The sequence below is a fragment of the Leisingera sp. M658 genome, from assembly GCF_025144145.1.
Taxonomy (GTDB): Bacteria; Pseudomonadota; Alphaproteobacteria; order Rhodobacterales; family Rhodobacteraceae; genus Leisingera.
Map to the genome: position 1 here is coordinate 3,362,687 of NZ_CP083546.1, position 21,311 is coordinate 3,383,997.

The 21,311-nt window shown below is 61.2% G+C and carries 19 protein-coding genes, 1 tRNA gene and 4 pseudogenes; 18 read left to right on the top strand and 6 right to left on the bottom strand.

Features of this window, described 5'->3' with window-relative positions; translation table 11 throughout:
• Positions 1 to 16 precede the first annotated feature (16 nt).
• Positions 17 to 1,849: an adenylate/guanylate cyclase domain-containing protein gene (locus tag K3724_RS16530; RefSeq protein ID WP_259987353.1), complete on the bottom strand. Its 1,833-nt coding sequence runs from the start codon at positions 1,847 to 1,849 to the stop codon at positions 17 to 19.
• A gap of 85 nt (positions 1,850 to 1,934) precedes the next feature.
• Positions 1,935 to 2,621: a M48 family metallopeptidase gene (locus tag K3724_RS16535; RefSeq protein WP_259987355.1), complete on the bottom strand. Its 687-nt coding sequence runs from the start codon at positions 2,619 to 2,621 to the stop codon at positions 1,935 to 1,937.
• 99 nt (positions 2,622 to 2,720) lie between these two features.
• Here K3724_RS16535 and K3724_RS16540 point away from each other — a divergent pair, with 99 nt between their 5' ends.
• From K3724_RS16540 to K3724_RS16605, 14 genes and pseudogenes are all read left to right on the top strand, one after another.
• The gene (locus K3724_RS16540; RefSeq protein ID WP_129369681.1) at positions 2,721 to 3,047 is read left to right on the top strand and encodes a TIGR02300 family protein; all 327 of its coding nucleotides are present in this window, start codon (positions 2,721 to 2,723) and stop codon (positions 3,045 to 3,047) included.
• A gap of 185 nt (positions 3,048 to 3,232) precedes the next feature.
• A tRNA-Ala gene (locus tag K3724_RS16545) sits at positions 3,233 to 3,308 on the top strand.
• A gap of 491 nt (positions 3,309 to 3,799) precedes the next feature.
• Entirely contained in the window at positions 3,800 to 4,291 is a 492-nt protein-coding gene (locus K3724_RS16550; protein WP_259987358.1) for an Lrp/AsnC family transcriptional regulator, read from the top strand.
• A 162-nt stretch (positions 4,292 to 4,453) separates the two neighbouring features.
• A complete protein-coding gene (locus tag K3724_RS16555) occupies positions 4,454 to 5,596 on the top strand; it encodes a glycine cleavage T C-terminal barrel domain-containing protein (protein ID WP_259987360.1) in 1,143 nt (380 codons plus the stop codon).
• A 21-nt stretch (positions 5,597 to 5,617) separates the two neighbouring features.
• Positions 5,618 to 6,067, top strand: a complete 450-nt coding sequence (locus K3724_RS16560) for an OsmC family protein (RefSeq protein ID WP_259987362.1) — start codon at positions 5,618 to 5,620, stop codon at positions 6,065 to 6,067.
• Between the two features lie 22 nt (positions 6,068 to 6,089).
• A complete protein-coding gene (locus K3724_RS16565) occupies positions 6,090 to 6,890 on the top strand; it encodes an enoyl-CoA hydratase (protein WP_259987364.1) in 801 nt (266 codons plus the stop codon).
• 4 nt (positions 6,891 to 6,894) lie between these two features.
• Positions 6,895 to 8,529 (top strand): acyl-CoA synthetase, encoded by a 1,635-nt coding sequence (locus K3724_RS16570; RefSeq protein ID WP_259987366.1) that lies wholly within the window; start codon positions 6,895 to 6,897, stop codon positions 8,527 to 8,529.
• Between the two features lie 1,047 nt (positions 8,530 to 9,576).
• Positions 9,577 to 9,771: a hypothetical protein gene (locus tag K3724_RS16575; RefSeq protein ID WP_259987368.1), complete on the top strand. Its 195-nt coding sequence runs from the start codon at positions 9,577 to 9,579 to the stop codon at positions 9,769 to 9,771.
• 45 nt (positions 9,772 to 9,816) lie between these two features.
• Positions 9,817 to 10,946, top strand: a pseudogene (locus K3724_RS16580) (IS5 family transposase).
• 573 nt (positions 10,947 to 11,519) lie between these two features.
• A complete protein-coding gene (locus K3724_RS16585; protein WP_259987370.1) occupies positions 11,520 to 12,137 on the top strand; it encodes a paraquat-inducible protein A in 618 nt (205 codons plus the stop codon).
• Positions 12,104 to 12,739 (top strand): paraquat-inducible protein A, encoded by a 636-nt coding sequence (locus tag K3724_RS16590; RefSeq protein ID WP_259987372.1) that lies wholly within the window; start codon positions 12,104 to 12,106, stop codon positions 12,737 to 12,739. The genes K3724_RS16585 and K3724_RS16590 overlap by 34 nt, the downstream gene beginning before the upstream one ends.
• The gene (locus K3724_RS16595) at positions 12,736 to 14,820 is read left to right on the top strand and encodes an MlaD family protein (RefSeq protein ID WP_259987374.1); all 2,085 of its coding nucleotides are present in this window, start codon (positions 12,736 to 12,738) and stop codon (positions 14,818 to 14,820) included. Before K3724_RS16590 ends, K3724_RS16595 begins: the two co-directional genes overlap by 4 nt.
• 1 nt (position 14,821) lies before the next feature.
• On the top strand, positions 14,822 to 15,379 hold the full coding sequence (locus K3724_RS16600) for a membrane integrity-associated transporter subunit PqiC (RefSeq protein ID WP_259987376.1): 558 nt from the start codon (positions 14,822 to 14,824) through the stop codon (positions 15,377 to 15,379).
• 123 nt (positions 15,380 to 15,502) lie between these two features.
• Positions 15,503 to 15,726, top strand: a pseudogene (locus K3724_RS16605) (transposase); the annotation flags it as partial.
• Here K3724_RS16605 and K3724_RS16610 read toward each other — a convergent pair.
• Together K3724_RS16610 and K3724_RS16615 are read right to left on the bottom strand one after the other, a co-directional pair.
• The gene (locus K3724_RS16610) at positions 15,692 to 16,147 is read right to left on the bottom strand and encodes a phage integrase N-terminal SAM-like domain-containing protein (RefSeq protein ID WP_311200186.1); all 456 of its coding nucleotides are present in this window, start codon (positions 16,145 to 16,147) and stop codon (positions 15,692 to 15,694) included. The pseudogene K3724_RS16605 and the gene K3724_RS16610 sit on opposite strands and share 35 nt — an antisense overlap.
• A 310-nt stretch (positions 16,148 to 16,457) precedes the next feature.
• A complete protein-coding gene (locus tag K3724_RS16615; protein WP_259987378.1) occupies positions 16,458 to 16,865 on the bottom strand; it encodes an Lrp/AsnC family transcriptional regulator in 408 nt (135 codons plus the stop codon).
• 166 nt (positions 16,866 to 17,031) lie between these two features.
• Between K3724_RS16615 and K3724_RS16620 the strand changes: the two genes are divergently transcribed.
• Complete coding sequence (locus tag K3724_RS16620; protein WP_259987380.1) at positions 17,032 to 17,652, top strand: LysE family translocator; 621 nt, start codon at positions 17,032 to 17,034, stop codon at positions 17,650 to 17,652.
• A gap of 19 nt (positions 17,653 to 17,671) precedes the next feature.
• Here K3724_RS16620 and K3724_RS16625 read toward each other — a convergent pair.
• Positions 17,672 to 18,470 (bottom strand): annotated as a pseudogene (locus K3724_RS16625) (IS5 family transposase).
• Between the two features lie 62 nt (positions 18,471 to 18,532).
• Positions 18,533 to 19,480 carry an IS481 family transposase gene (locus K3724_RS16630; protein WP_259987382.1) on the bottom strand — a complete coding sequence of 316 codons (948 nt, stop codon included), beginning with the start codon at positions 19,478 to 19,480 and terminating at the stop codon, positions 18,533 to 18,535.
• 105 nt (positions 19,481 to 19,585) lie between these two features.
• On the opposite strand from K3724_RS16630, the gene K3724_RS16635 reads away from it, so the two are divergent.
• The 3 genes and pseudogenes from K3724_RS16635 (at position 19,586) to K3724_RS16645 (ending at position 21,218) form a co-directional block, all read left to right on the top strand.
• Positions 19,586 to 19,783 (top strand): hypothetical protein, encoded by a 198-nt coding sequence (locus tag K3724_RS16635; RefSeq protein WP_259987384.1) that lies wholly within the window; start codon positions 19,586 to 19,588, stop codon positions 19,781 to 19,783.
• A 435-nt stretch (positions 19,784 to 20,218) separates the two neighbouring features.
• Positions 20,219 to 20,932: pseudogene (locus K3724_RS24015) on the top strand (integrase core domain-containing protein); the annotation flags it as partial.
• Positions 20,933 to 21,002: 70 nt separating this feature from the next.
• Positions 21,003 to 21,218 (top strand): hypothetical protein, encoded by a 216-nt coding sequence (locus K3724_RS16645; RefSeq protein ID WP_259987386.1) that lies wholly within the window; start codon positions 21,003 to 21,005, stop codon positions 21,216 to 21,218.
• The last annotated feature ends 93 nt before the right edge of the window (positions 21,219 to 21,311 follow it).

A 21,311-nucleotide genomic window follows, 5' to 3' on the forward strand; every position in this document is an offset into this window, starting at 1 on the left:
GGTCCGGGGCAGCACGTCAGGGGCGGCCAGGCAGCCCTGCCAGGCTGAACCCGGTGCGCAGCCGTTGCAGCGCACTGCCGGGCCCGGCCCCGGCACCATAGGGAAAGGCGCCCGCTGCCTGATCCAGTGTCAGCCCTGCGGCCTGCAGCTGCGCGCAGGCGCTGCCAGCCTCTTCAAAGCGGCCAAGCGTGGCCAATCCCGCGCAGCGCACCGCCTGGGCCAGCTGCGCCTGGGAGTCCAGCGCCAGCGCCGCACTGGCAGTGTCAACGGCAGCCTCCTCTTGCCCCGCATCAAACAGCATCGACGCGCGCAGGCTGTGATAAAGCGCAGACGGCACCGGGTTGAGCCGCAAAGCAGTGGCATAGGCAGCCTCGGCGGCGGCACCCTGCCCCTCCACCTGCAAGAGCCAGGCCCGCAGCAGATGGCCATCTGCATCGTTCGGAAAAGAGCGCTCCAACGCCTGCGCATGGGTCAAGGCGGTGTCCGGCGCGCCGCTGAACTGCGCTGCAAGAGCGCGGATACGCAGAGTGCCCGGTGTTTCGGGCAGCCCCTCGAGCAGCCGCGCAGCCGATGCCGCGCGCTGCGGCAGGCCGGCCAGCGGGCCGGTCAGAATATCCAGGTCAAGCTCTGCCTGCAGCACAAGTGCCTCTGCCAGCCCAGGGGCGAGTTGCAAGGTCTGATGCACGGCTTGCCTGGCCTCTTGCTGGCGTCCAGCCGCCAATTCGCTGCGTGCCGCTAGCAGCTGTATCAGCGCCTGATCCGAAACCGGCGCCCCCGCAACCCTGACCACTGGCAGACTGAAGGCGCCGAGAATATCTGCCGCCACCGCAGGTGCCAGGCCGGACAGGCTGGATTGCGGGCGGGGCGGCAGGGCTGCCTGTCCGGACGGGCTGCGGATATCCAGCCGGATCCCCTGTAACGGAGCAGCAGGCAAGTGGCCGCTGACCAGGAACTCTGTTCCCAGCAGTTTCGCAGCCTGGTCCGGCGGCAGTCCGGCCGCCGCCCGGCTGCTGGCCGGGGCCACCACTGCCAGGCCGGGAACCGCGGCAAGCGCGCGGATCACCTCGCCGGTGAGCGCCTGCGCCAGTTCAGGAGATGCCGAGGCCGCCGTAAAGGGCATCACCGCAACCAGCGGCCGCGTCTGCTCCGCCCCGCTGGCCGCCTGCCCCGCCCCTTGCAGACCCGGCATGCCCGCGGCCCACCAGCCGCCGCCCGCCGCAGCCAGGACCGTAAACGCAGCCAGTGCCAGCCACACAGGCCGCCCTGCCCGCCAGCGCGGTGGCGAAGCTGCCTGGACCGCTTCCTTTGGTGCCGCCACCGGGTGCAGACTGGGCAGCGAGGTCAGCTCGTCGCCGAGCACATAGACCTGCACTGGCTCGGGAATGTTCTTGACCTCATGCAGGCCCAGGTCCTCGAACGCATAAGGAATACGGCCCCGCACCTGGCCATATGCTTCAGCCGACAGGGCCACCCCGCCAAGCGGTGCCAAAGCCTCCAGCCGGGCGGCGATATTGACATCGTCGCCATAGATATCGCCCTGGGCAATCAGCACTTCACCCAGAGTGATACCGATCCGAAGCTGCAAATGCCGGTTGCGGGCGGCGGCGGCCTGGATCCCGGCTGCCGCCTCTACTGCCGAGATCACGCTGGGAAAGACCGCCAGCACCCCGTCGCCCATCAGCTTGATGATCCGGCCCTCATGGCTGCGGATCGCCGGGGCAATCAGGCTTTGCTGCTGCGCCAGAACCTGGTTCAGCGTTCCGGCCTCATCTTCGGCCATCAAGCGGCTGAAGCCGGAGACATCCAGCACAAAAATGGCGGCAAGGCGTCGTTGCGGTTTGTCTGACACGGGCAAGCCTCAAGAACCGGGGAAACTGGAAACAGGTACCTGCCAAGAGGTTAGCCCGCGCATCCGCAGGGTCAAAGCCTTGCCGCTATTCGCCGAACCGGTACCGGTGCAGGCCGGCGCCGTTTTCCCGCAGCCAGCCGCGCGGCGGCTCGTATTGGCCATAGAGGCGTTCCACCACTGCCCAGAAGGCAGACGAATGGTTCATCTCCTGCAAATGCGCCACCTCGTGGGCGGCGACATAACGCAGCACTGCGGGCGGCGCCAGGATCAGCCGCCAGGAATACATCAGCCCGCCATCGGCGGTGCAAGACCCCCAGCGCGACCGGGTATCGCGCAAGGTCAGGCGGCTGTAGCCCTTGCCCAGCCGGGCGGCATAGAAATCCGACGCCTCGGCCAGCCGGTTGCGCGCCAGCTCCTTCAGGTAACGCTGCAAGACCCGCCCCGGACTGTCCCCCGGCACCGCAATACGGCCCGCATCCAGCTGGATGCGCCGCCCTGGCGCGCGCTCAACCACCCGGTTCTGGCCATCAACCGGCAACACCGCGCCAAACCCCGCTTCCACCGCCTCGGGATGCTTTTCCAGATGCGACCGGATCCAATCCGCCTTTTCCTCGGCAAAGGCCAGTGCGGCCCGTTCCGGCAGGCTTTTGGGCAGCGTCAGTGTCACCCGCCCGTCCAGCGAGGAAATCCGCAGGCTGATCCGCCGCGCCCGCGCCGACCGCCGCAGCGTCAGCGGCACCGGCGGGTTTCCGGGCAGGTGGTGTTCGGCCATAGGCGCCCCTTTCCAGGCTTTGGCTTTGACAGTCCCCCCCTCATATGGCAAGGCACCTGAATCGTCGATACGACTCACCAGTTAATCAAGGGGATCCACATGCCCAAGGAAGAATGGGGTGTAAAGCGCATCTGCCCCACCACTGGCAAGCGCTTTTATGACCTGAACAAGAACCCGATCGTCAGCCCCTACACGGGCGAGGCCGTCGCGCTGGACACGGGCAAAACCCGGATGATCGAGGCTGATGCCGAAGATGCGGCAACCCTGAAGGCCAAAGAGAACCTCGAAGGCGATAGCCCGGTTCTGGAAGATGATGATGACGTCGATGTTGATCTGGGCGATGATGTCCTGGACGATGACGATGACGAGGACAACGTTCCGCTGGACGAGATTGCCGACATGTCGACCCCCGAGGACGATTCCTAAGGCATTTCCAGCTGCCCGGGGAAGCGCCTCGCCTTCCCTGGGCAGCCCTCCGGCAGCGCCGGAAAAAAGTTTGGAACCCGGCGCATTTTACGCTTGCAGCCTGCGCCGCCGTCCCTTAAATGACGCTCACACCGCAAGACGGACCGCACCGGAGACGGAACGGACACTGGAAAGCGGACAGGTTTGGGGCCTTAGCTCAGCTGGGAGAGCGCCTGCATGGCATGCAGGAGGTCAGGAGTTCGATCCTCCTAGGCTCCACCAAATCTTCATTGAAAAGCACTAGATAGTTCTGCCTTTCTCGTCAGAGAAGTTGCCTCTCCCCCGAGGATCCGTGTCGATAGCGGTATTTCTGTGTACTGTGACCGAGGGTCCGCAACGCGGACTAAGTGAAAATTCGCTGCAAGCTGCTTCAAAGGCGGCAAACTGCGCGTTTTGTCTGCGGCGACCCGCTGGAAGGGCGGTTTCCGGACCTTCACTGCACCTTTTGGCGGCAGTCGATAGGCCGGTTAAGCCGGTATTCAGAACAGTCAGCTGCGGAGCGCCCCGGAATTCTTATGCCTGGATTTGACCATGACGCAGCGGCCGTTGGTTTTACAGGTTTCAAGCAATACGCTCTTTTGCAAATTTCGCCAGACGGTAATCAGCCAGTGGCCTGCACCGCAAACCGCCTCGCTGGAGCAAAATGTTGCTTCCGTGCTATTGCTGGTGATTGTATTGGACTGCCAAACCCTTGCTTTGAAAGGCCCCGATGCATGGACAAGTTCAGCCTTGATGCGACTGATATTCGCATCCTCAGCGCAGTCCAGAAGCACGGCCAGCTTAGCAAAACCAAGCTGGCGGAGATCGTCAACCTGTCGCCGACCCCGTGCTGGGCCCGGCTTACGAAATTGAAGGCAGCCGGGTTCATCCGCGGCTACCACGCCGACGTTGCACTCGACCGGGTCTGTGATTTCACGCAGGTGGTCGTGACCGTCTCTCTCACACATCACCGCAAGTCTGATTTTGACCGTTTCGAGGGCCATATCCGAAAGCTGGACGAGGTCACCGAATGCATCGCCACAGGCGGTGGCATGGATTACGTCATGAAGGTCTTTACACCAAGCCTGGCAGCATTTCAGGAGTTGATGGAAACCCTGCTGGCGGCCGAACTGGGGATTGACCGCTACATGACTTACATCGTGACGCGCCACGTCAAATCTTCCCAGCCGAATCTTTCCGGGTTGGCGGCCAGGTCCGGCAATTGACCGGAAGCGTCTGAACGGTCTGCAAGCCTGTCTGACATCAGTCCGATTGGTCTGCCCAGGTCTTGTTTTTCAGTCCGCTCCCGGCCCGCCTGTGCGGGTAATCCTTCACCCAGTTCAAACAGTCCGCGGTTGATCGGACCACCGGTGCAAAGGGTGAAAGACATGACGCAATCAAACAGTTTCGGGTTCGGCACACAGATCCGCAAATCCCCCTATTTCGACGCCACCGAGCGCTGGGGCGCCAAGGGTTTCTCGGTGTACAACCACATGTACATCCCGCGCGATTTCGGCGATCCGGAGCAGAACTTCTGGAACCTAGTGAACGACGCGATCCTGTGCGATGTGGCGGTCGAGCGCCAGGTGGAGATCACCGGTCCGGATGCGGCGAAATTCGTGCAGATGCTGACCCCGCGCGACCTGTCGAAAATGGTGGTGGGCCAGTGCAAATACATCCTGATCACCAATGCCGATGGCGGCATCCTGAACGACCCGATCCTCCTGCGGCTGGCGGAGAACCACTTCTGGATCTCGCTGGCAGACAGCGACATTCTGCTGTGGGCGCAGGGCGTGGCGGTGCATTCCGGCATGGATGTCACCATCGGCGAGCCCGATGTTTCGCCGCTGCAGCTGCAGGGGCCGAAATCGGGTGAGATCATGCGCGCGCTGTTCGGCGACAGCATCATGGATCTGAAATACTACTGGCTGCGCGAGGTTAATCTGGACGGTATTCCGCTGATCGTGTCCCGCACCGGCTGGTCCAGCGAACTGGGATATGAGCTGTACCTACAGGACGGGTCGCGCGGTGATGAGCTGTGGGAAAAGATCATGGCAGCGGGGGAGCCGTTCGGACTGAAGCCCGGCCATACCTCCTCGATCCGCCGTATCGAGGGCGGCATGCTGTCTTACCACGCTGACGCCGATATCAACACCAACCCCTATGAGCTTGGGCTGGACCGTTTAGTGAACCTCGATATGGAAGCCAGCTTCATCGGCAAGGCAGCCCTGCGGGAAATCAAGGAGCAAGGCGTCAGCCGCAAGCAAGTGGGCCTGATCATCGAAGGCGCACCGTTGACCGGGCCCAACACCACCTTCTGGCCGGTCCGCAAGGATGGCACTGCCATCGGCAAGGTCACCTCTGCTGTCTATTCGCCGCGGCTGGAGCAGAACATTGCACTGGCGATGGTCTCGGCGGACGAGGCCGTGCTGGGGGCAACGGTTGAGGTCACGGCCGGCACCGGCCCGGCCCGTGCGACCATTGTGGAAACCCCCTTCTTCGATCCGAAGAAAACCCTGGCCGCAGCCTGAGCGATAATGAGGGATACCGCCATGTCCGACCTTTCAATCCAGCTGCACTGGCAGCGTGCTGAACCTGTGCTGCAAACCGGCCAGTATTCGAACGCCCACACGGTGCAGTACAACAACAGCTATGACGTCCAGGTGGACTCCGCCCCCGACTGGGGCGGAGATCCGGGCAACACCAACCCGGAACAGGCGCTGGCCTCGGCCCTGTCCAGCTGCCACATGATGACCTTCCTGGCGCTGGCGGCCAAAGCCGACTGGCCGGTGGCCACCTACCACGATTACGCCGAGGCGCATCTGGGCAAGAACCCCAAGGGCCAGATGTCGGTGACGCGCATTGATCTGCACCCGGTGGTGCGTTTTGACACCGGGTTTTCCGTCAGCACCGAGGAGCTGGAGCAGATGCAGGACCGCGCCCACCGCTATTGCTTCATCGCCAACACTCTCGCCGACAGCGTCGAGATCAACATCCGCTGAGCCCCGGAAAAGGAGATGCCCTGTGCAACAACCTGACATTCTGCTGTGCGATCTGGATGACGATGGCATCCTTCGACTGACTCTGAACGATTCCGCGCGGCGCAATACCCTGTCTGAGGCGATGCTGGCGGCGCTGGTCCAAGCTTTTGCCGATGCAGGAGAAAATTCACAGGTGCGTGTCATCATCCTGGCAGCAAACGGCCCGGCATTCTGTGCAGGGCACGATCTGAAGGAGATGACTGCCTGGCGCGCAGCCGCCGACGGCGGGCGCGCCTATTTCACCAAGGTAATGGCGATGTGCTCTGCCGCCATGCAGGCCATCGTCAACTGCCCCAAACCGGTGATCGCCGAGGTCACCGGGATAGCCACTGCGGCAGGCTGTCAGCTGGTGGCCAGCTGCGATCTGGCGATTGCTGCAGACACCGCGCAATTCAGTACGCCGGGCGTGCATATCGGCCTGTTCTGCTCGACGCCGATGGTGGCGCTGTCGCGCAATGTCTCCAGCAAACACGCGATGGAGATGCTGCTGACCGGCGATATGACCCCGGCCCGGCGGGCTGAGGAGATCGGCCTGATCAACCGCGCCGTTCCGCCCGCAGGGCTGCAGGCGGCCACGATGGAGATGGCCCGCAAGATCGCCTCCAAGTCGGTGATGACCCTGGCCACAGGCAAACGCGCCTTTTTCGCCCAGCGGGAAATGCCCCTGTCTGAGGCCTATAGCTATGCTTCCGGCGTGATGGTCGACAACATGCTGGCCCGCGACGCCGCAGAGGGCATCGGCGCCTTTCTCGAAAAACGCAGTCCCCAATGGCAGGATCAATAGGATCATGACGGACAACCCGTACAACACCGGTTTGGACCGCACCCCCGCGAACTTTCAGCCGCTAACGCCGCTGACCTTTCTGGAGCGCGCCGCCAGCGTCTTTCCTGACCGCACGGCCATCGTGCATGGTCAGCTGCACCGCAACTATGCGGAGTTCTACGCGCGGTCGCGGCGGCTGGCTTCTGCCCTGGCCAAGAACGGCATTACCCGCGGCGACACCGTGTCGGTGCTGCTGCCCAACACGCCGGCGATGCTGGAATGCCATTACGGCGTGCCGATGTGCGGTGCGGTGCTGCATTCGATCAACACAAGGCTGGATGCGGCAATCATCGCGTTCCAGCTCGACCACGCGATGTCGAAGCTGGTGATCGTCGACAGCGAATTCATGCCGCTGATGCAGCAGGCGCTGGCGCTTGCCACGGTGTCGCCTGTCCCGATCCAGTGCGACGACCCTGAATACGGCGGACCGAGGACAGACGTGGAGGCCGCCGACTACGAGGTGTTCCTGACCCGCGGCGACCCGGAGTTCGCATGGATCATGCCCGAGGACGAATGGGATGCGATCTCGATCAACTACACCTCCGGCACCACCGGCGATCCCAAGGGCGTGGTCTCGCACCACCGCGGCGCCTATCTGCTTGCGCAGGGCAACGCGCTGACCACCTCGATGCAGAAACACGCGGTCTATCTCTGGACCCTGCCGATGTTCCACTGCAACGGCTGGTGCTTTCCCTGGACACTGTCCGCCATCGCCGGCACCCATGTGTGCCTGCGTCAGGTGCGGGCTGAACCGATCTGGAACGCCCTGGCGGACGAAGGCGTGACCCATCTGTGCGGCGCGCCCATCGTGATGTCGCTGCTGATTTCAGCACCGCAGGAGGCCAAACGCGATTTTGCCCAGACAGTGCAGTTCTTCACCGCCGCCGCGCCGCCGCCCGAAAGCCTGCTGGCAGAGATGAAGGCTGCCGGCTTTGATGTGACCCATCTGTACGGGCTGACGGAAACCTACGGTCCTGCGGTGGTCAATGACTGGCATAGCAGCTGGTCAGACCTGCCGCCCGCCGAACAGGCCGCGCTGAAAGCGCGCCAGGGCGTGCGCTACCTGCCGCTGGAGCAGCTGGACGTGCTGGACCCGGAAACCATGCAGCCGGTGCCGCGCGACGGCCAGACCATGGGTGAGGTCATGTTCCGCGGCAACGTCGTGATGAAGGGCTATTTCCGCAACCCCAAGGCCACTGAGGAGGCCTTTGCCCGTGGCTGGTTCCACTCCGGCGATCTGGGTGTCATGCACCCTGACGGCTACATCCAGCTCAAGGACAGGTCGAAAGACATCATTATCTCGGGCGGCGAGAATATCTCTTCGATCGAGGTTGAGGAAGCACTGTACTGCCACCCGGCTGTTGCGGTGGCTGCCGTGGTGGCAATGCCGCACGAAAAATGGGGCGAAACCCCCTGTGCTTTTGTTGAGTTGGCCAAGGGGCAGAAGGCCGATGCGGAAAACCTGCGCAGCTGGTGCCGCGACCGTCTGGCTCCCTACAAGGTTCCTGGCAGGTTCATCTTTATGGAGGTTCCCAGAACCTCGACTGGGAAGATCCAGAAATTTGCCCTGCGTGACCAGGCAAAGGAAATCGCGCCCTGACCGGGGCGCAGCACTTCAGCCTGCGGGGTGCCCTGCCTTGGCGCTTTGCAGGCTGAAGTGCTGCTCCTGATGTCCTCAAGGCAGCTATAGGTGTTTCACAATACAGAGAAAGTCCGAAATGACGGACGGCGGTGTAGCATTGGGTAGAAGAATAAGCGGCGGTTAAGAGATGGCACTACTTCGGCCAATGGCGGCTTTACAAAGTTCCGACCCATTCATGTCTCTCGCAGCATTCGGTAATTTGGGCTCTGAGTTTGGTTTCGCCGCGCACGGCATGAACGGCTGGTCCAGAACGGGCAAATCCCGAGCCTTCAGCTCGCGACCGGGCTCTAGCCTGGCGCCGGCAGGCGGCACCAGGGCGGAGCCATCCTGTCCCGTGCTCCCTGCAGCCCAGGTGCGGCGCAACCAGTCTCTTCGAGCCAGTTTGCGCCACGGCTGCATGGTCGCCCGAAACAGGATGGCTCCGCCCTAAAGGGTAACGATCCCTTTTGCGGGATTGAGGCAAACCTTTCTGACAATAAAGGCAATTTTGGTTCCGTGCCGGGATTTCCCGCTGTTGATAATAAAGGGAAATTTTCCAGCTCAGGGGCAAGACTTTGTGACACTTGGCACTTGCTGAAAAGCACCAGATAGTTTTGCCTTTCTCGTCAGAGAAGTTGCCTCTCCCCCGAGGATCAGCGTCGATAGCGGTATTTCTGTGTACTGTGACCGAGGGTCCGCAACGCAGACAAACCGGACTTGTGCACACAAAGCTATTGCTGACGCAGCATTTGTTCGCGCGTGCAGAATGGTTGTTGTTTCGGTGCAGTGCAAGTCGCCGAAGCAGTCTTTCCAGGGTATCGATTTGGCCCGAACCCAAACCAAACTTTCGCCGCAGTCCGATCCGACAACTCAGACCGGGACAAAGCGCCATTTCGCTGCAGCCGCACGAATGTCGGCTGTGTTGGACACGTCGCTTTTTGCTACAAAGCTTAAGGACGACAGAATTGCTGTTCATGCTGAACCAATCTATATCCGACGGGAACCGATCCATAGTTGAGACGCAGCATGGTTGATGACTATCCAGAATGGGGCAAGGAAGCCGCACAATTTCTGGCAGAGAATTTGCCAAAAGCTTCAGACCGCCCAGGCTGGCACGATATGGCCTCAACGGCATATCAGGTCGGTTGTATGGCCTTGGTCAAACTAGGCTTTGCCGATGCAACGGATTGGGGTGCGATAGGCATTGTTGCAGAACTCTGACCGCTAAGGATTCACATCACGAATCCATGCGGTTAGACGGGTTAGATGAGCAAGCCCGCACCTGCCCGCTACCGCACGACGAATTGGTCCAGCTACAACGATGCGCTCAGGAAGCGCGGGTCGCTTCTGATCTGGTTGGACAAAGAGATGACCTGGCTCGCGCCGCATGAAGGGCGACCGGGGCGTCCACCAGTCTTCTCGAACTCGGCGATCCAGTTCTGCCTGTCGATCAAGGTTCTGTTCAAGTTGCCACTCCGGCAGACCGCCGGGATGGTCGCCAGCCTTTTGCACCTGTGGACTGGCCCGTTCCCGATTTCTCTACACTGTGCCGCCGGCAGAGTGAGATGGGACCGTGGCCCCAGTGGGGCCGCGTAAGCCCATAGAACGCTGGCCGTCCAGATCCCGTATCGCCGCGCCGATGGTCCGCTGAACCTGCGTCCCCTCTCGGGACATTGCTATGCAATGCCCTGCCGGGCAACGGACAGCACCGGGATCAAGTTCCTTGGCGATGGTGAGTGGCAGGCCCGCAAGCACGGCGTTCAGGGGCGACGCCAATCGCTGCCCGGCAGTTGATTGCAGAGCAATCAATGAGAGGGGCGCAAGGTGCATCTTGCGATGGATGCTGCCACGTCTGACATCCGTGCTGTCCCTTGTCCGGCAGGCGATTTGCAAAGCAAATCTGACGAGAGGGAATTCACCCCCAGCCGCGACGGCCCCTCTCGTGGTTATGCTGCGCAAACCACTGCCGGGCAGTGGACAGCCCGGTCCTGCCGGAACTGCGCGACCAGAGTCCGAAGGACGAAGAGATCGGCAGCGTGACTGCAGACGGGGCCTATGACACGCGCCGTTGCCACTCCGCCATCATCAAGCGTGACGCCGTCCCGATTATCCCTATCCGCAAGAATGGTCGGCCGTGGAAAGAAGACTGCCCGGCGGCACAGGTCAGAAACGAAACCTTGCGCGCCACCCGGCACTACGGCCGGGCCTTCTGGAAACGCTGGACAGGATACCACGCCCGGAGCCGGGTCGAGGCAAAGATGCGCTGCTTGAAGGCATTCGGCGAACGCATCGCCGCAAGAGACCCTGGTAGCCAAACCGCCGAAATCCACATCCGCATCGCCCTCATCAATCGCTTCAATGCACTCGGCACCGCCGAGATCGTCCGCGTCGCCTAAGTTCAGAGGGGAAAGGGGTAGTCAGGCCTCAAGAGGGAGTTTTGCAACAACGCCGTCCGCAACGCGGACATTGCCGCCGTTGCCCTTCCATGTATTTGCTAACGCAGCATCCGCTCCCCGGAGCGGTAGGTTGATCGCTGCGTTGCAGCGGATGTCGCCCAAGCAGTCATTGAAAGCCAGTTTGAGACGTGAGATTCAAACTGCACTTTCGCTAGCAGCCAGGATCGATTATCGATGGAGCGAGACTTTCTCGCCATTCGGGTCGAAAAAAGTGAACGGCAGCTTAGCGCACTTAGATGCCTACTTGCGTCGCTGCGCCCCGCCGTTTGTTTTAGAGTTTCTGCACAAGTCGCGTCGGGAGCGGATCGCGTGTGGTCTGGTCCAACTCGGAAGCTTGGTGCAACAGGCCATTGCCGACGGTCGATGCCTTTGACTATTTTGGGCTCGCTTTATGAGCGCAAATTGCCTCTGCAAACTACCGGCGGGCCGGCAAGGAAGTGCTCCCGTCGCTGGCCGCTGCAGAGTAACCTTCGAATCGCTGCGGGCCGCGCAGTTTGACCAGATGGGGATGACATGGATTCAAAACAGCTTATTGCCTGCCCTGTCTGCGACGTGCTGCACCGCGATCAGTATGTGGCGGCGCACACGGTGGCCAGATGCGCCCGCTGCGGCACAGTGCTGGCAGCCCCCAGAACCGGCGCCATGACCCGGATCGCGATGCTGTCGCTGACCGCATTGATCCTGCTGGCCGCCGCAGCCGGCTTCCCCTTTCTGGAGCTGAAGGCCCAGGGCCTGACGCACCGGGCCTCGGTGCTGGATGCGGTGATGGCGTTTTCGCGCGGACCGATAGCGCCCTTGTCGCTGGCCACCGGCTTCTTGATCGTGCTGCTGCCTGCTGCGCGCTACAGCGCGCTGATCTACACCTTGGCGCCGATGGCTCTGGGCTGGCGCCCTGCGCCGCGGGCCGCCGCTGTCTACCGCTGGGCGGAGAAGCTGAAACCCTGGGCGATGGCCGAGATATTCATCATCGGCGTGGCGGTGGCCCTTGTCAAAGTCTCCGGCCTGGCGCAGGTCGGGCTGGGGCCTGCGTTCTGGGCCTTTGCAGCACTCCTGGTGGTGACAATCCTGACCGACAACTCGATTTGCAGGCTGACCGTATGGAAAACACTGAAAACGCGCAGCGTTTCCTGACCGCGGCTGCGGCCGGGCTGGCCGGCTGCCGCGCCTGCGGCACGGCGAACCCAGATGGTGCTCGGTCCTGCACCTGCTGCGGCAGCACCCTGGGCCCTGCGGGGCCGGCCAGCCTCCAGCGGGTCTGGGCCTGGCTGGCGGCGGGGCTGATCGCCTATGTCCCCGCCAACCTGTACCCGATGCTGCGCACCACCACCTTTGGCCGCAGCTCTGAGAACACGCTGATCGGCGGCATAGCCGAACTGTTCAGCCATGGCGCCTATGGGGTTGCCTTCATCGTGTTCTTTGCCAGCATCGTAATCCCGGTCGCTAAATTCCTGGCCATCGCTTATCTTGCGGTCTCGGTCCGCAGGTCCGCAGCCCTTGGCAGTCATGGCCGGCTGGTGCTCTATGAGATTGTCGAATTCATCGGGCGGTGGTCGATGATCGATGTCTTTGTCGTGGCGATCCTGACCGCCCTGGTTCAGCTGGATTTTGCTGCTGCCGTCACGCCGGGGATTGCAGCGGTCAGTTTTGCATTGTCAGTTGCCTTCACCATGCTGGCAGCCCAAAGTTTCGATCCGCGGCTGATCTGGAAAGCGGAAAAGCGAGAACATGAATGAGCACGCCTGAACCCGCCCCGATGACCCTCTCTGCGCAGCGCCTCTCGCCCTGGCGAAACCTTTCTTTGGTCTGGCTGGTGCCGCTGGCAGCACTGGCAGTTTCGCTCGGGGTCGCCTGGAAGGCCTATTCCGACCGGGGCGTGCTGATCAGCATCACATTTGATAACGCCTCCGGCATTGCCGCCAATGAAACGACGGTTCGCTACCGCGACGTGGTGATCGGTCAGGTCGAAGAGGTGGGGTTTGCCGAGGACCTGAGCAAGGTTTCAGTCTGGGCCCGCATCGACAAAGAGATTGCCCCCTATCTGGATCAGGATGCCGCCTTTTGGGTGGTGCGTCCCGAAGTGAGCGCGCGGGGCATCTCGGGCCTTAGCACCGTATTGTCCGGAGTGTACATCGGAGGCGCCTGGGATCAGGATCAGGGCAGTGCCGAAATCAGCTTTGAAGGCGCTGACCGGCCGCCGCTTGTGCAGCCGGGCCGTGGCGGGCGGCAGATCACATTGCGCACCAACGACGGACGGATGATCTCAGAAGGCGCACCGGTGCTATTCCGCGGTATTGAAGTCGGCCGGCTGGAACGCCCGCGCCTGACGGTCAGCGGCAACAGTATCGTTGTCGATGCCTTTATCGAGGCCCCGCATGACCGGCGGATCAATTCCGCGACGCGTTTTTGGGACAGTTCCGGCTTCTCAGTTTCTATTGGCGCCAGCGGGCTGTCGCTTGATGTGGACAGCATTGCTTCGCTGGTGGCCGGCGGGATCGAGTTTGACACCGTGTTCGATGGCGGCCGCCCGGTCAGTTCCGGCGCCGTATTCGACATTCACCCCGACGAAGCCGCAGCCCGCCGCACAGCCTTTGCCCGCTCGCTGACAGGCGGGGTCGCCGTTTCAGTTGCCTTCGGCGAGTCGGTCGCGGGCCTGACCAGCGGCGCCGCGGTCAGGCTTGGCGGCGTCAAGGTCGGCGAGGTCAGCAGTCTGAATGCCGCCATTCAGAGCAGCAATGACGAGGCGGAGGTGCGGCTGATTGCCAAACTGCTGCTTGAACCGTCGCTGATGGGCCTGCCGCCCGGGGCGGGAGAGGCTGAAGTGCTGGATTTTCTGGAACACGCGGCAGCAGGCGGGCTGCGGGCCCGGCTGGCTGCTGCCGGGCTGTTCAGCTCTGAGCTGATTGTTGAACTGGTCACCTTGGAAAAGGCTGAGCCTGCACTGTTCAATCGCGATGCGGAACCCTTCCCCGAACTGCCCAGTGCGCCCTCCGACCTGCCCGATTTCACAGCAACCGCAGAAGGCGCATTGGAGCGTATCAGCGAGCTGCCGGTCGAAGAACTGATGGCGCAGGCAATCGCCACTCTGGCCAGCATCGAAGCCCTGGCTTCCGCTGACAGCACCCGCCAGGCTCCTGTGGCGGCGGTGGCACTGCTGGAGGATACCCGGGCGCTGGTCGCGGATCCAGAGACCCGCGCGCTGCCCGGCGAGTTGCGTGCAGCAGTGGCTGACCTTCGCACAATTCTGTCTGAGTTGCAGCAAGGCAGAGCGGTGGCCAATCTGACAGCAGCACTGGAGCAGGGCGGCCGGGCCGCTTCCAGCCTCGCTGCAGCATCGGACGAGTTGCCCGCGCTCGTCAGCGATTTCCGCTCCCTGGCGGCCAAAGCTAATGCACTGGAAGCCGAAGAGCTTATCCGCTCTGCCAGCCAGCTGATGAAGAGCGCTGACAACATGATCGATTCCGAGGGCGCCCGCTCGCTGCCCCCGACCCTGACCAGTGCGCTGGATGAATTGCGCCTTACCCTGTCGGAGCTTCGCAGTGGCGGGCTAGTAAGCAACGCCAATGCCACAATGGCCTCTGCCCGCGGCGCTGCCGATGCTGTGGCCGCCGCAGCTGAAGGGCTGCCGGCCCTCTCAGTCCGGCTGGAAAGGCTGGCCGCACAATCTGAGGCCTTGATCACAGCCTATGGCGCCCGCTCGACCTTCAACTCCGAAACGCTGGATGCCCTGCGGGAGTTCAAATCAGCCGCACGCTCGGTCTCCCAGCTTGCCCGTAAGATTGAACGTCACCCGAATTCTCTTCTGTTTGGAAAGTAAGATGATAAAAGCCCTGTCTTTGATGCTGCCCCTGACTGTGTTGGCGGCATGCGCTCCGGCCAATGATGCCCGGTATCTGATCTCTGCGGTCCCAGGCAAAAAAATAGCCAACCTGCGCTCCCGTACGGTTGAGGTGCGGTTGGTCTCACTCCCGTCCTATGCCGCCGCGTCCGACATTGTCGCCGAAGGCGAAGGCGGCGCGCTGTTTGCGCTTAGCGGCGCACAATGGGCTGATGACCCGGCCCGCGGCATAGCCGCCGCCCTGGCCCGCGGGCTCACTGAACGGACTGGCGCCTCTGCTGCAATAGAACCCTGGCCGCTGAACACCGGCCCGGACGCGCGTCTGGATGTGCGAGTGGACCAGGCCTACGCGCGCGCCGACGGAGTTTTCGAACTGACAGGCCAGTTCGCGGTTTCCTCGCCCGAAGGCACGGTGCGGGAATTTGTGAAGCGTTTCGACATCCGGACGCCGGTCAGCGGTCAAGGGCCATCCGCAACCGCAGATGCGCTCGCCAAGGCCCTGGCAGAGCTCGCCCGGCAGATTTCGTTGGCAATGTAACAGCCTCCTGCGCGCAGGTCATATGGAGGCCACTTCAGCGATCTGCAAAGGTTGCACTACTAAGCCGTGTTGACAAAAGGGATTCACATCGGGTGGCGGTCGTGTTTCAAGCTGGCATCTACGATGGAGACTAGCTTGGCACAAAACCTGCTGTCGGACGAGGAATGGGCCTTCTTTGAATGGTCATCCTGGCAACCCGCGCCCCGAACGGGCGCAAACCTATCAATCACCGTCTTGTTCTCGATGGAATTTTCTGGATTGCTCGAACTGGCACCCCTTGGCGTGATCTGCCCGAGAAGTTCGGCAAGTGGTCTAGCGTCTCCCGTCAGTTCCGGCGCTGGACCTTGCCCACAGGCCGCATCCATAGGCGAGTGACAGCATCACGCGCGCCTTCAGGCAGGGGGCCATGGCGAGGATGCGCCTGACCTCGTTGCGGCTCAGCACAACGGGAACCTTCACGGGCTTCTTGAGGTGGAACACTTCGGCCGCCAGGTCATGCCGGCGCAGGGTGACCCGGAACAGGAACTTCAGCCCGGTCATGGTCTGGTTGCGGGTGCAGATACTCGTCCCGCTCTCGATCAGATGCAGTTGGAAATGCTTCACGTCATCCGGTGAAGCTGTCTCCGGAGATCGCCCGAGCCAGGAGGCAAACCGCTTGCAGGCCCGCAGGTGGCTGGTCTGCGACGCCGGTCCGAGATTGCGTGCCGACATATCCGCGATCATGCGCGCGCGGAGGGGTGCCGCCGGTGCAGGGTGCTGATTGGTCATGGGAAAACCCTCTGTCAACCGAGGCAAAATCACCTCGGCCAACAGCACACACCCGACCTCGAAAACCGCGAAACGAATACCGCTTCAGGCCGACACCGGCCAAGCAGAGCCCCCTATCGCGGAGCGATTTAGTGCTCGCGCAGATAGCGTCCTTTGCAAAGTCTGCGGATCTGGCGGCATGGCGAGCGATCCATGCCGCATGCGCACGAGGGAGAGCTGACCTTCGCCGCAGGCGCAGCCGCCGACCACCTTCGAACTGCGGGGATGTAGGACAGTTTGAGCATTCGCTGCGCCAGTGTCTGCAATGGCTTTAAAATGGAGGTGGCCGCATTCTCACCGGGCTGGATTTCACGATAGATGTATTTGTCGTCGCCATCCGGCTGAATGTTTCCAGCAGCGAGTCCAGTTCGCCAATCTCTTTCAACAAGATACGAACCACGAAACCATCCTCCCCAGTAACCTTGTCGCATTGTACGATCCTGTCGGTCTCCTGAATTTGCACTTCCAGCACATGGCGCTTGCCGGGGAGTGGCCGAAACCTCACTACGGCTTCGAGTGAGAAACCCAACGCGGCTGGAGCAATCTCAACCGCGAAGCTCTGAATTACACCTGTGTCCTGAAGCCGTTTCACGCGATCGCGGATGGTTGGCGCCGAGACCCCCGCCTCGGTGGCGAGGTCTTTCCAACTGACGCGCGCGTCACGCGCCAGAGCGGTCAAAATGCAGCGGTCAAGATCGTCCAGAGGGCTTCTCATAAAAATCTAACTAGCGCATTCAGCCTCATAAAGCACTATCCTTCTAGCGACAGACTTTTCTTAATGAAAGTACGGGCGGCCGGTTGAATGGTAGATTTTCTGCAATCTGACCTCATCAGCAGGAGACACCATGAACTGGGCACTTTGGATATCGTTCGCAACCTTATCGGCCGTGAATATCGTGACACCGGGACCGGCAAATCTGAACACGGTGCGCCGAGCCGTGCAATTGGGCGGCAAACGTGTCTTGCCAACAATTTTTGGCAACGCCCTCGGCCTTGCCGTTGGCGGGGCCATTTGTGCGGCAGGGATCGCGTCCTTTGTGATAGCCTCGGGCCTTTTGTGGTCACTCTTTCGCTGGTTGGGCGTTACCTATCTTGCCTGGCTTGGCCTCAAGCTGATCTTTAGAAAAGAAAGGTTGTCCCTGACGGCACAGGCAGAGGCGCCTGTGGGCGCCAAGGCGCTGTTCTCTGAGGCATTCCTGCTTGCCGCGTCCAACCCCAAGGCGCTGCTCTTCTATATGGCGCTGTTCCCGCAAATCCTCGAGGCGGAGCGCGGTCTAGCGCCGCAGGCGGGTATCTTGATCCTGACCTATTGCAGCCTGTCCATCCTGTCTCTCAGCACCTATTCCGCGTTGGCCCATGTTCTGCGCACCCGGTTTATGACCCAGGCGAGATACGACAGGTTTCGGCAGGTTTCGGGCGTCGTTCTGTTGGGTTTTGCGGCCAAGCTTCTCACCGACTTGAGTTAGGCTCTGGCCTCATTGAGTTTCAAAGCCAGTAGATAACGAGGGCTGCAAGCGCGATTGCTGACAGGAAGACTTTTGGGCATCTGTCGTATCGTGTTGCAACCCGCCGCCAGTCCTTCAGCCTGCCGAACATAATCTCAATGCGGTTGCGCCGCTTGTACCGGCGCTTGTCGTATCTGATGGCTTTCTTGCGCTGCTTTCGACCGGGGATGCAGGCGCGTATCCCTTTGTCTTTCAACGCTTCTCTAAACCAATCGGCATCATACCCGCGATCTCCGAGAAGCCATTGGACGTCAGGCAGGCCACTTAGCAGCGCCTTTGCACCGGTGTAATCACTGACCTGTCCGGCGGTCACGAACAGGTTCAGTGGACGCCCCTGGCTGTCACAGATTGCGTGCAGCTTAGTGTTCATGCCGCCCTTAGTGCGCCCGATCAGGCGCCCACGCCCCCCTTTTTAACCCCAAGACTGGAGGCCGTACGGTGTGCTTTCAGGTAAGTTGCGTCCATTGCCCGGCAGGGCATCACGAGGTGATGTCCCGAGAGGGGATCATCACGGTCTTTTCCTCACCGTGATCAGCAGCCAGACCGGCCATCATCTGGGCAAAGATGCCTTTGTCGCTCCACCGCTTCCAACGGTTGTACAAAGTCTTGTGCGGGCCGTAATCTTTGGGAGCATCACGCCAGCGCAAGCCATTGCGATTGATGAAGATAATTCCGCTCAGAACACGCCGGTCATCAACACGCGGCTTACCGTGGGACTTCGGAAAATAAGGCTCAAGACGGGCCATCTGCGCGTCCGTCTGCCAGAAAAGATCAGACATATCACCGCTCATTTTTCGAACCGTGAATCACACCACCCACCGGAAATCAATGGGTCCTGACCCTAGGTGTTTAGTCCCGGTGTGTGGTGGGTTGGATCGACACTGAATCGTTCTGGCTCTGAAGTCCAGATTTTGCAGATGTATTCGAACGGCGTGAGGCCGTTCAGCGTCTTCAATCGGCGTGCGTAATTGTACGCTGCGATGAAGTCGGTGATGTGCGTTTCAAGCTGAGAATGCGTGTCGTAGTGGTAGCGCTTGACCGTCGCTTCTTTGATTGTCCGGTTCATGCGCTCGACCTGGCCGTTCGTCCAGGGGTGGTTCACCTTTGTCAGGCGGTGGTCGATCTCATTCTCGCGGCAGACGCGGTCAAAGATGTGCTGGAACGCCGATGTGTCCTGCTTGCGATTGGTAAACTGGATGCCGTTGTCGGTGAGAACCGTATGGACCCTGTAAGGCACCGCCGCGATCAAATTGCGCAAGAACTGGGCAGAGATCATCTTGCCTGCTTTCTCGTGCAGTTCGACATAGGCAAACTTCGACGTGCGATCTATTGCGACAAACAACCTGGTTTTGCCCTCGCCGGTGCGAACTTCCGCGAGGTCGAGATGAAAGTACCCAATAGGATAACGCTTAAACTTCTTCTTCGGCTTGTCACCTTCAACCTCAGGCAAACGGCTGATGCCATGCCGCTGCAGGCAGCGATGCAACGACGAGCGGGTCAGATGCGGGATGGTCGGCTGCAGTGCGTAGAGGCAGTCATCCAGCGGCAATAGCGTGTGGCGTCGAAAGGCGACGATGACGGCTTCTTCTTCGATGCTGAGAACCGTGGAATGAGCCTGCTTCGGTCCCATCGCGGCGTCTTGAACGCTGTCGCGCTTGCGCCACTTGGCGACTGTCTTGACGTTGATGCCCAGTTCCCGGCTCAGCGCCGCGTTCGAAGCTTTCGATCGCTGTATGAGAGCTCGGACGGCGTGCGTGGTCTTGGCGCTCCCGTGAAGAATTTGCCCCATAATGCACCCTTGTGATGGTCACAGATCAGTAGACCACCACACACCGGGACTAAACACCTGGTGCTGGACAAGTGAGCCATTGAAGGCGCCATTGGTTCGAGCCCAATGGCAAACGGCCAGCACAGTTCCCGCTGGCAGGCAATCATGCCGATCTCTGCGAAGATCGGCTGTTCGGCGCACAGGCTGAATGAGTGGGTGAAGAAGGCGGAAATCGACAGCGGCAAGCGGGCGGGTGTTCCAACTGATGCCGCCGGCAGTGCGGGTCGTTCGCGCAGCGGTCAAATGATCCGGGGGATCATTTGACCGCCCAAACGAAGGCGCTTGAGCGGGAGAACCGCGAGCTGCGCCAGGTGAACGAGATTCTCCGCAAGGCATCGGCGTTGACCTTGTCACCCGGACCAGTGGCGTTCCTACGGTCAGCTTTGCGATGGCGGAGCTCGGCCGCCGGTTGAAGGGATGGTGTCATTCATCCGCTGCCCGGCAGCGCATGCCAGCATGCGCGAGAGGGGACATGCATCGCGGTGAGCATGGGGTCGAGCCGATCTGCATTCGCCATTGTCCTCGGACCAATGGCGGACAAAAGCTCGCTCCGGGGCAAGCCGCACAAAACCACGGTGCCCGGCAAAAAGGCCCCGTGCCCGCTCTCGCACATGCTGCGCATGTGCTGCCGGGCAGTGGATGGACAAGGTAAACCGGCAATTCCGTGTCCCCGCGCCCAACATGCTCTGGGTCAGCGATTTCACCTATGTTGCCACCTGGAAAGGGTTCGCCTATGTCGCCGCTCGCCATTGGGCTCGAACCAATGGCGCCTTCAATGGCTCGCTTATCGATGCCTATGCCCGCAAGATCGTTGGCCCGCTCTCGGCAGATTTGGCTTTGCCAAATCGCCTGCCGGTCAATGGGTCGTGTCAGCACCTCGGCGCATGCCGGGTTCGTTCTCCCCTCTCGGCAGCATGCTTCGCATGCGCATGCCGGGCAATGGATGCTCTGGAGCAGGCTGTTCACGAGCGGCGGCCGGCAAAGGCGATGGGGCTTGTTCATCACTCCGGCCGCCGTTCTCGGCGATGCTGGCATCGCCTGTCACGCAGTGGGTCAGCCAATACCTTCGATCAAATACACAGAGCGGTTGGGAGAAACTGGTATCGAGCCCTCTGCGGGCAGCGTCGGAGACAGCTATGAGTTCAAGCAGATCCGCGCAGCGGATCAAATGATCCGGGGGATCATTTGAAGGCGCAGAACGCCCTGGCCGAGACGATCAACGGTTTGTTCAAAGCCGAGCTCATTCACCGCCGCGGCCCTTGGCGCAACTTCGAAGACGTGGAATACGCAACGCTCGGATGGGTGGATTGGTTCAACAACCGCCGCCTGCTTGAACCCATTGGGAACATCCCGCCGGCAGAAGCAGAGGCCAATTTCTACGCCGCTCTGGAAACTGAGGACATTGCCGCGTAACTAACTGAAATCAGTCTCCGGCAAACCCGGTGCGGTTCATGGTCTTAACCGCGACATTCTCGATTTGTCGATGATGATTTCACGTTGGGGGCCGATCCCTGAGGAAGCGTGGGCTATCGCCGAAGGTGCCTACGGAGACACCGCGTGCAAAGCGTACGGTGAAGCAATCGCACGCATCCGCGACACTGGCTGGCAACAAAAATGCATGACCGACATGAGTATGGAGCCTGATCTTGAAGGTGAGATACTTGCCCTTCATGGCGGCCCCTTGGACAAGGAAACGTGATGAATTCTTGAGTGCATCATTGCATTCGTGGCTAAGTTCGTCCCATTGCCTATCTTCAAGCAAATTGAGGTTCGCTTCGAGTTGGCGTGGACG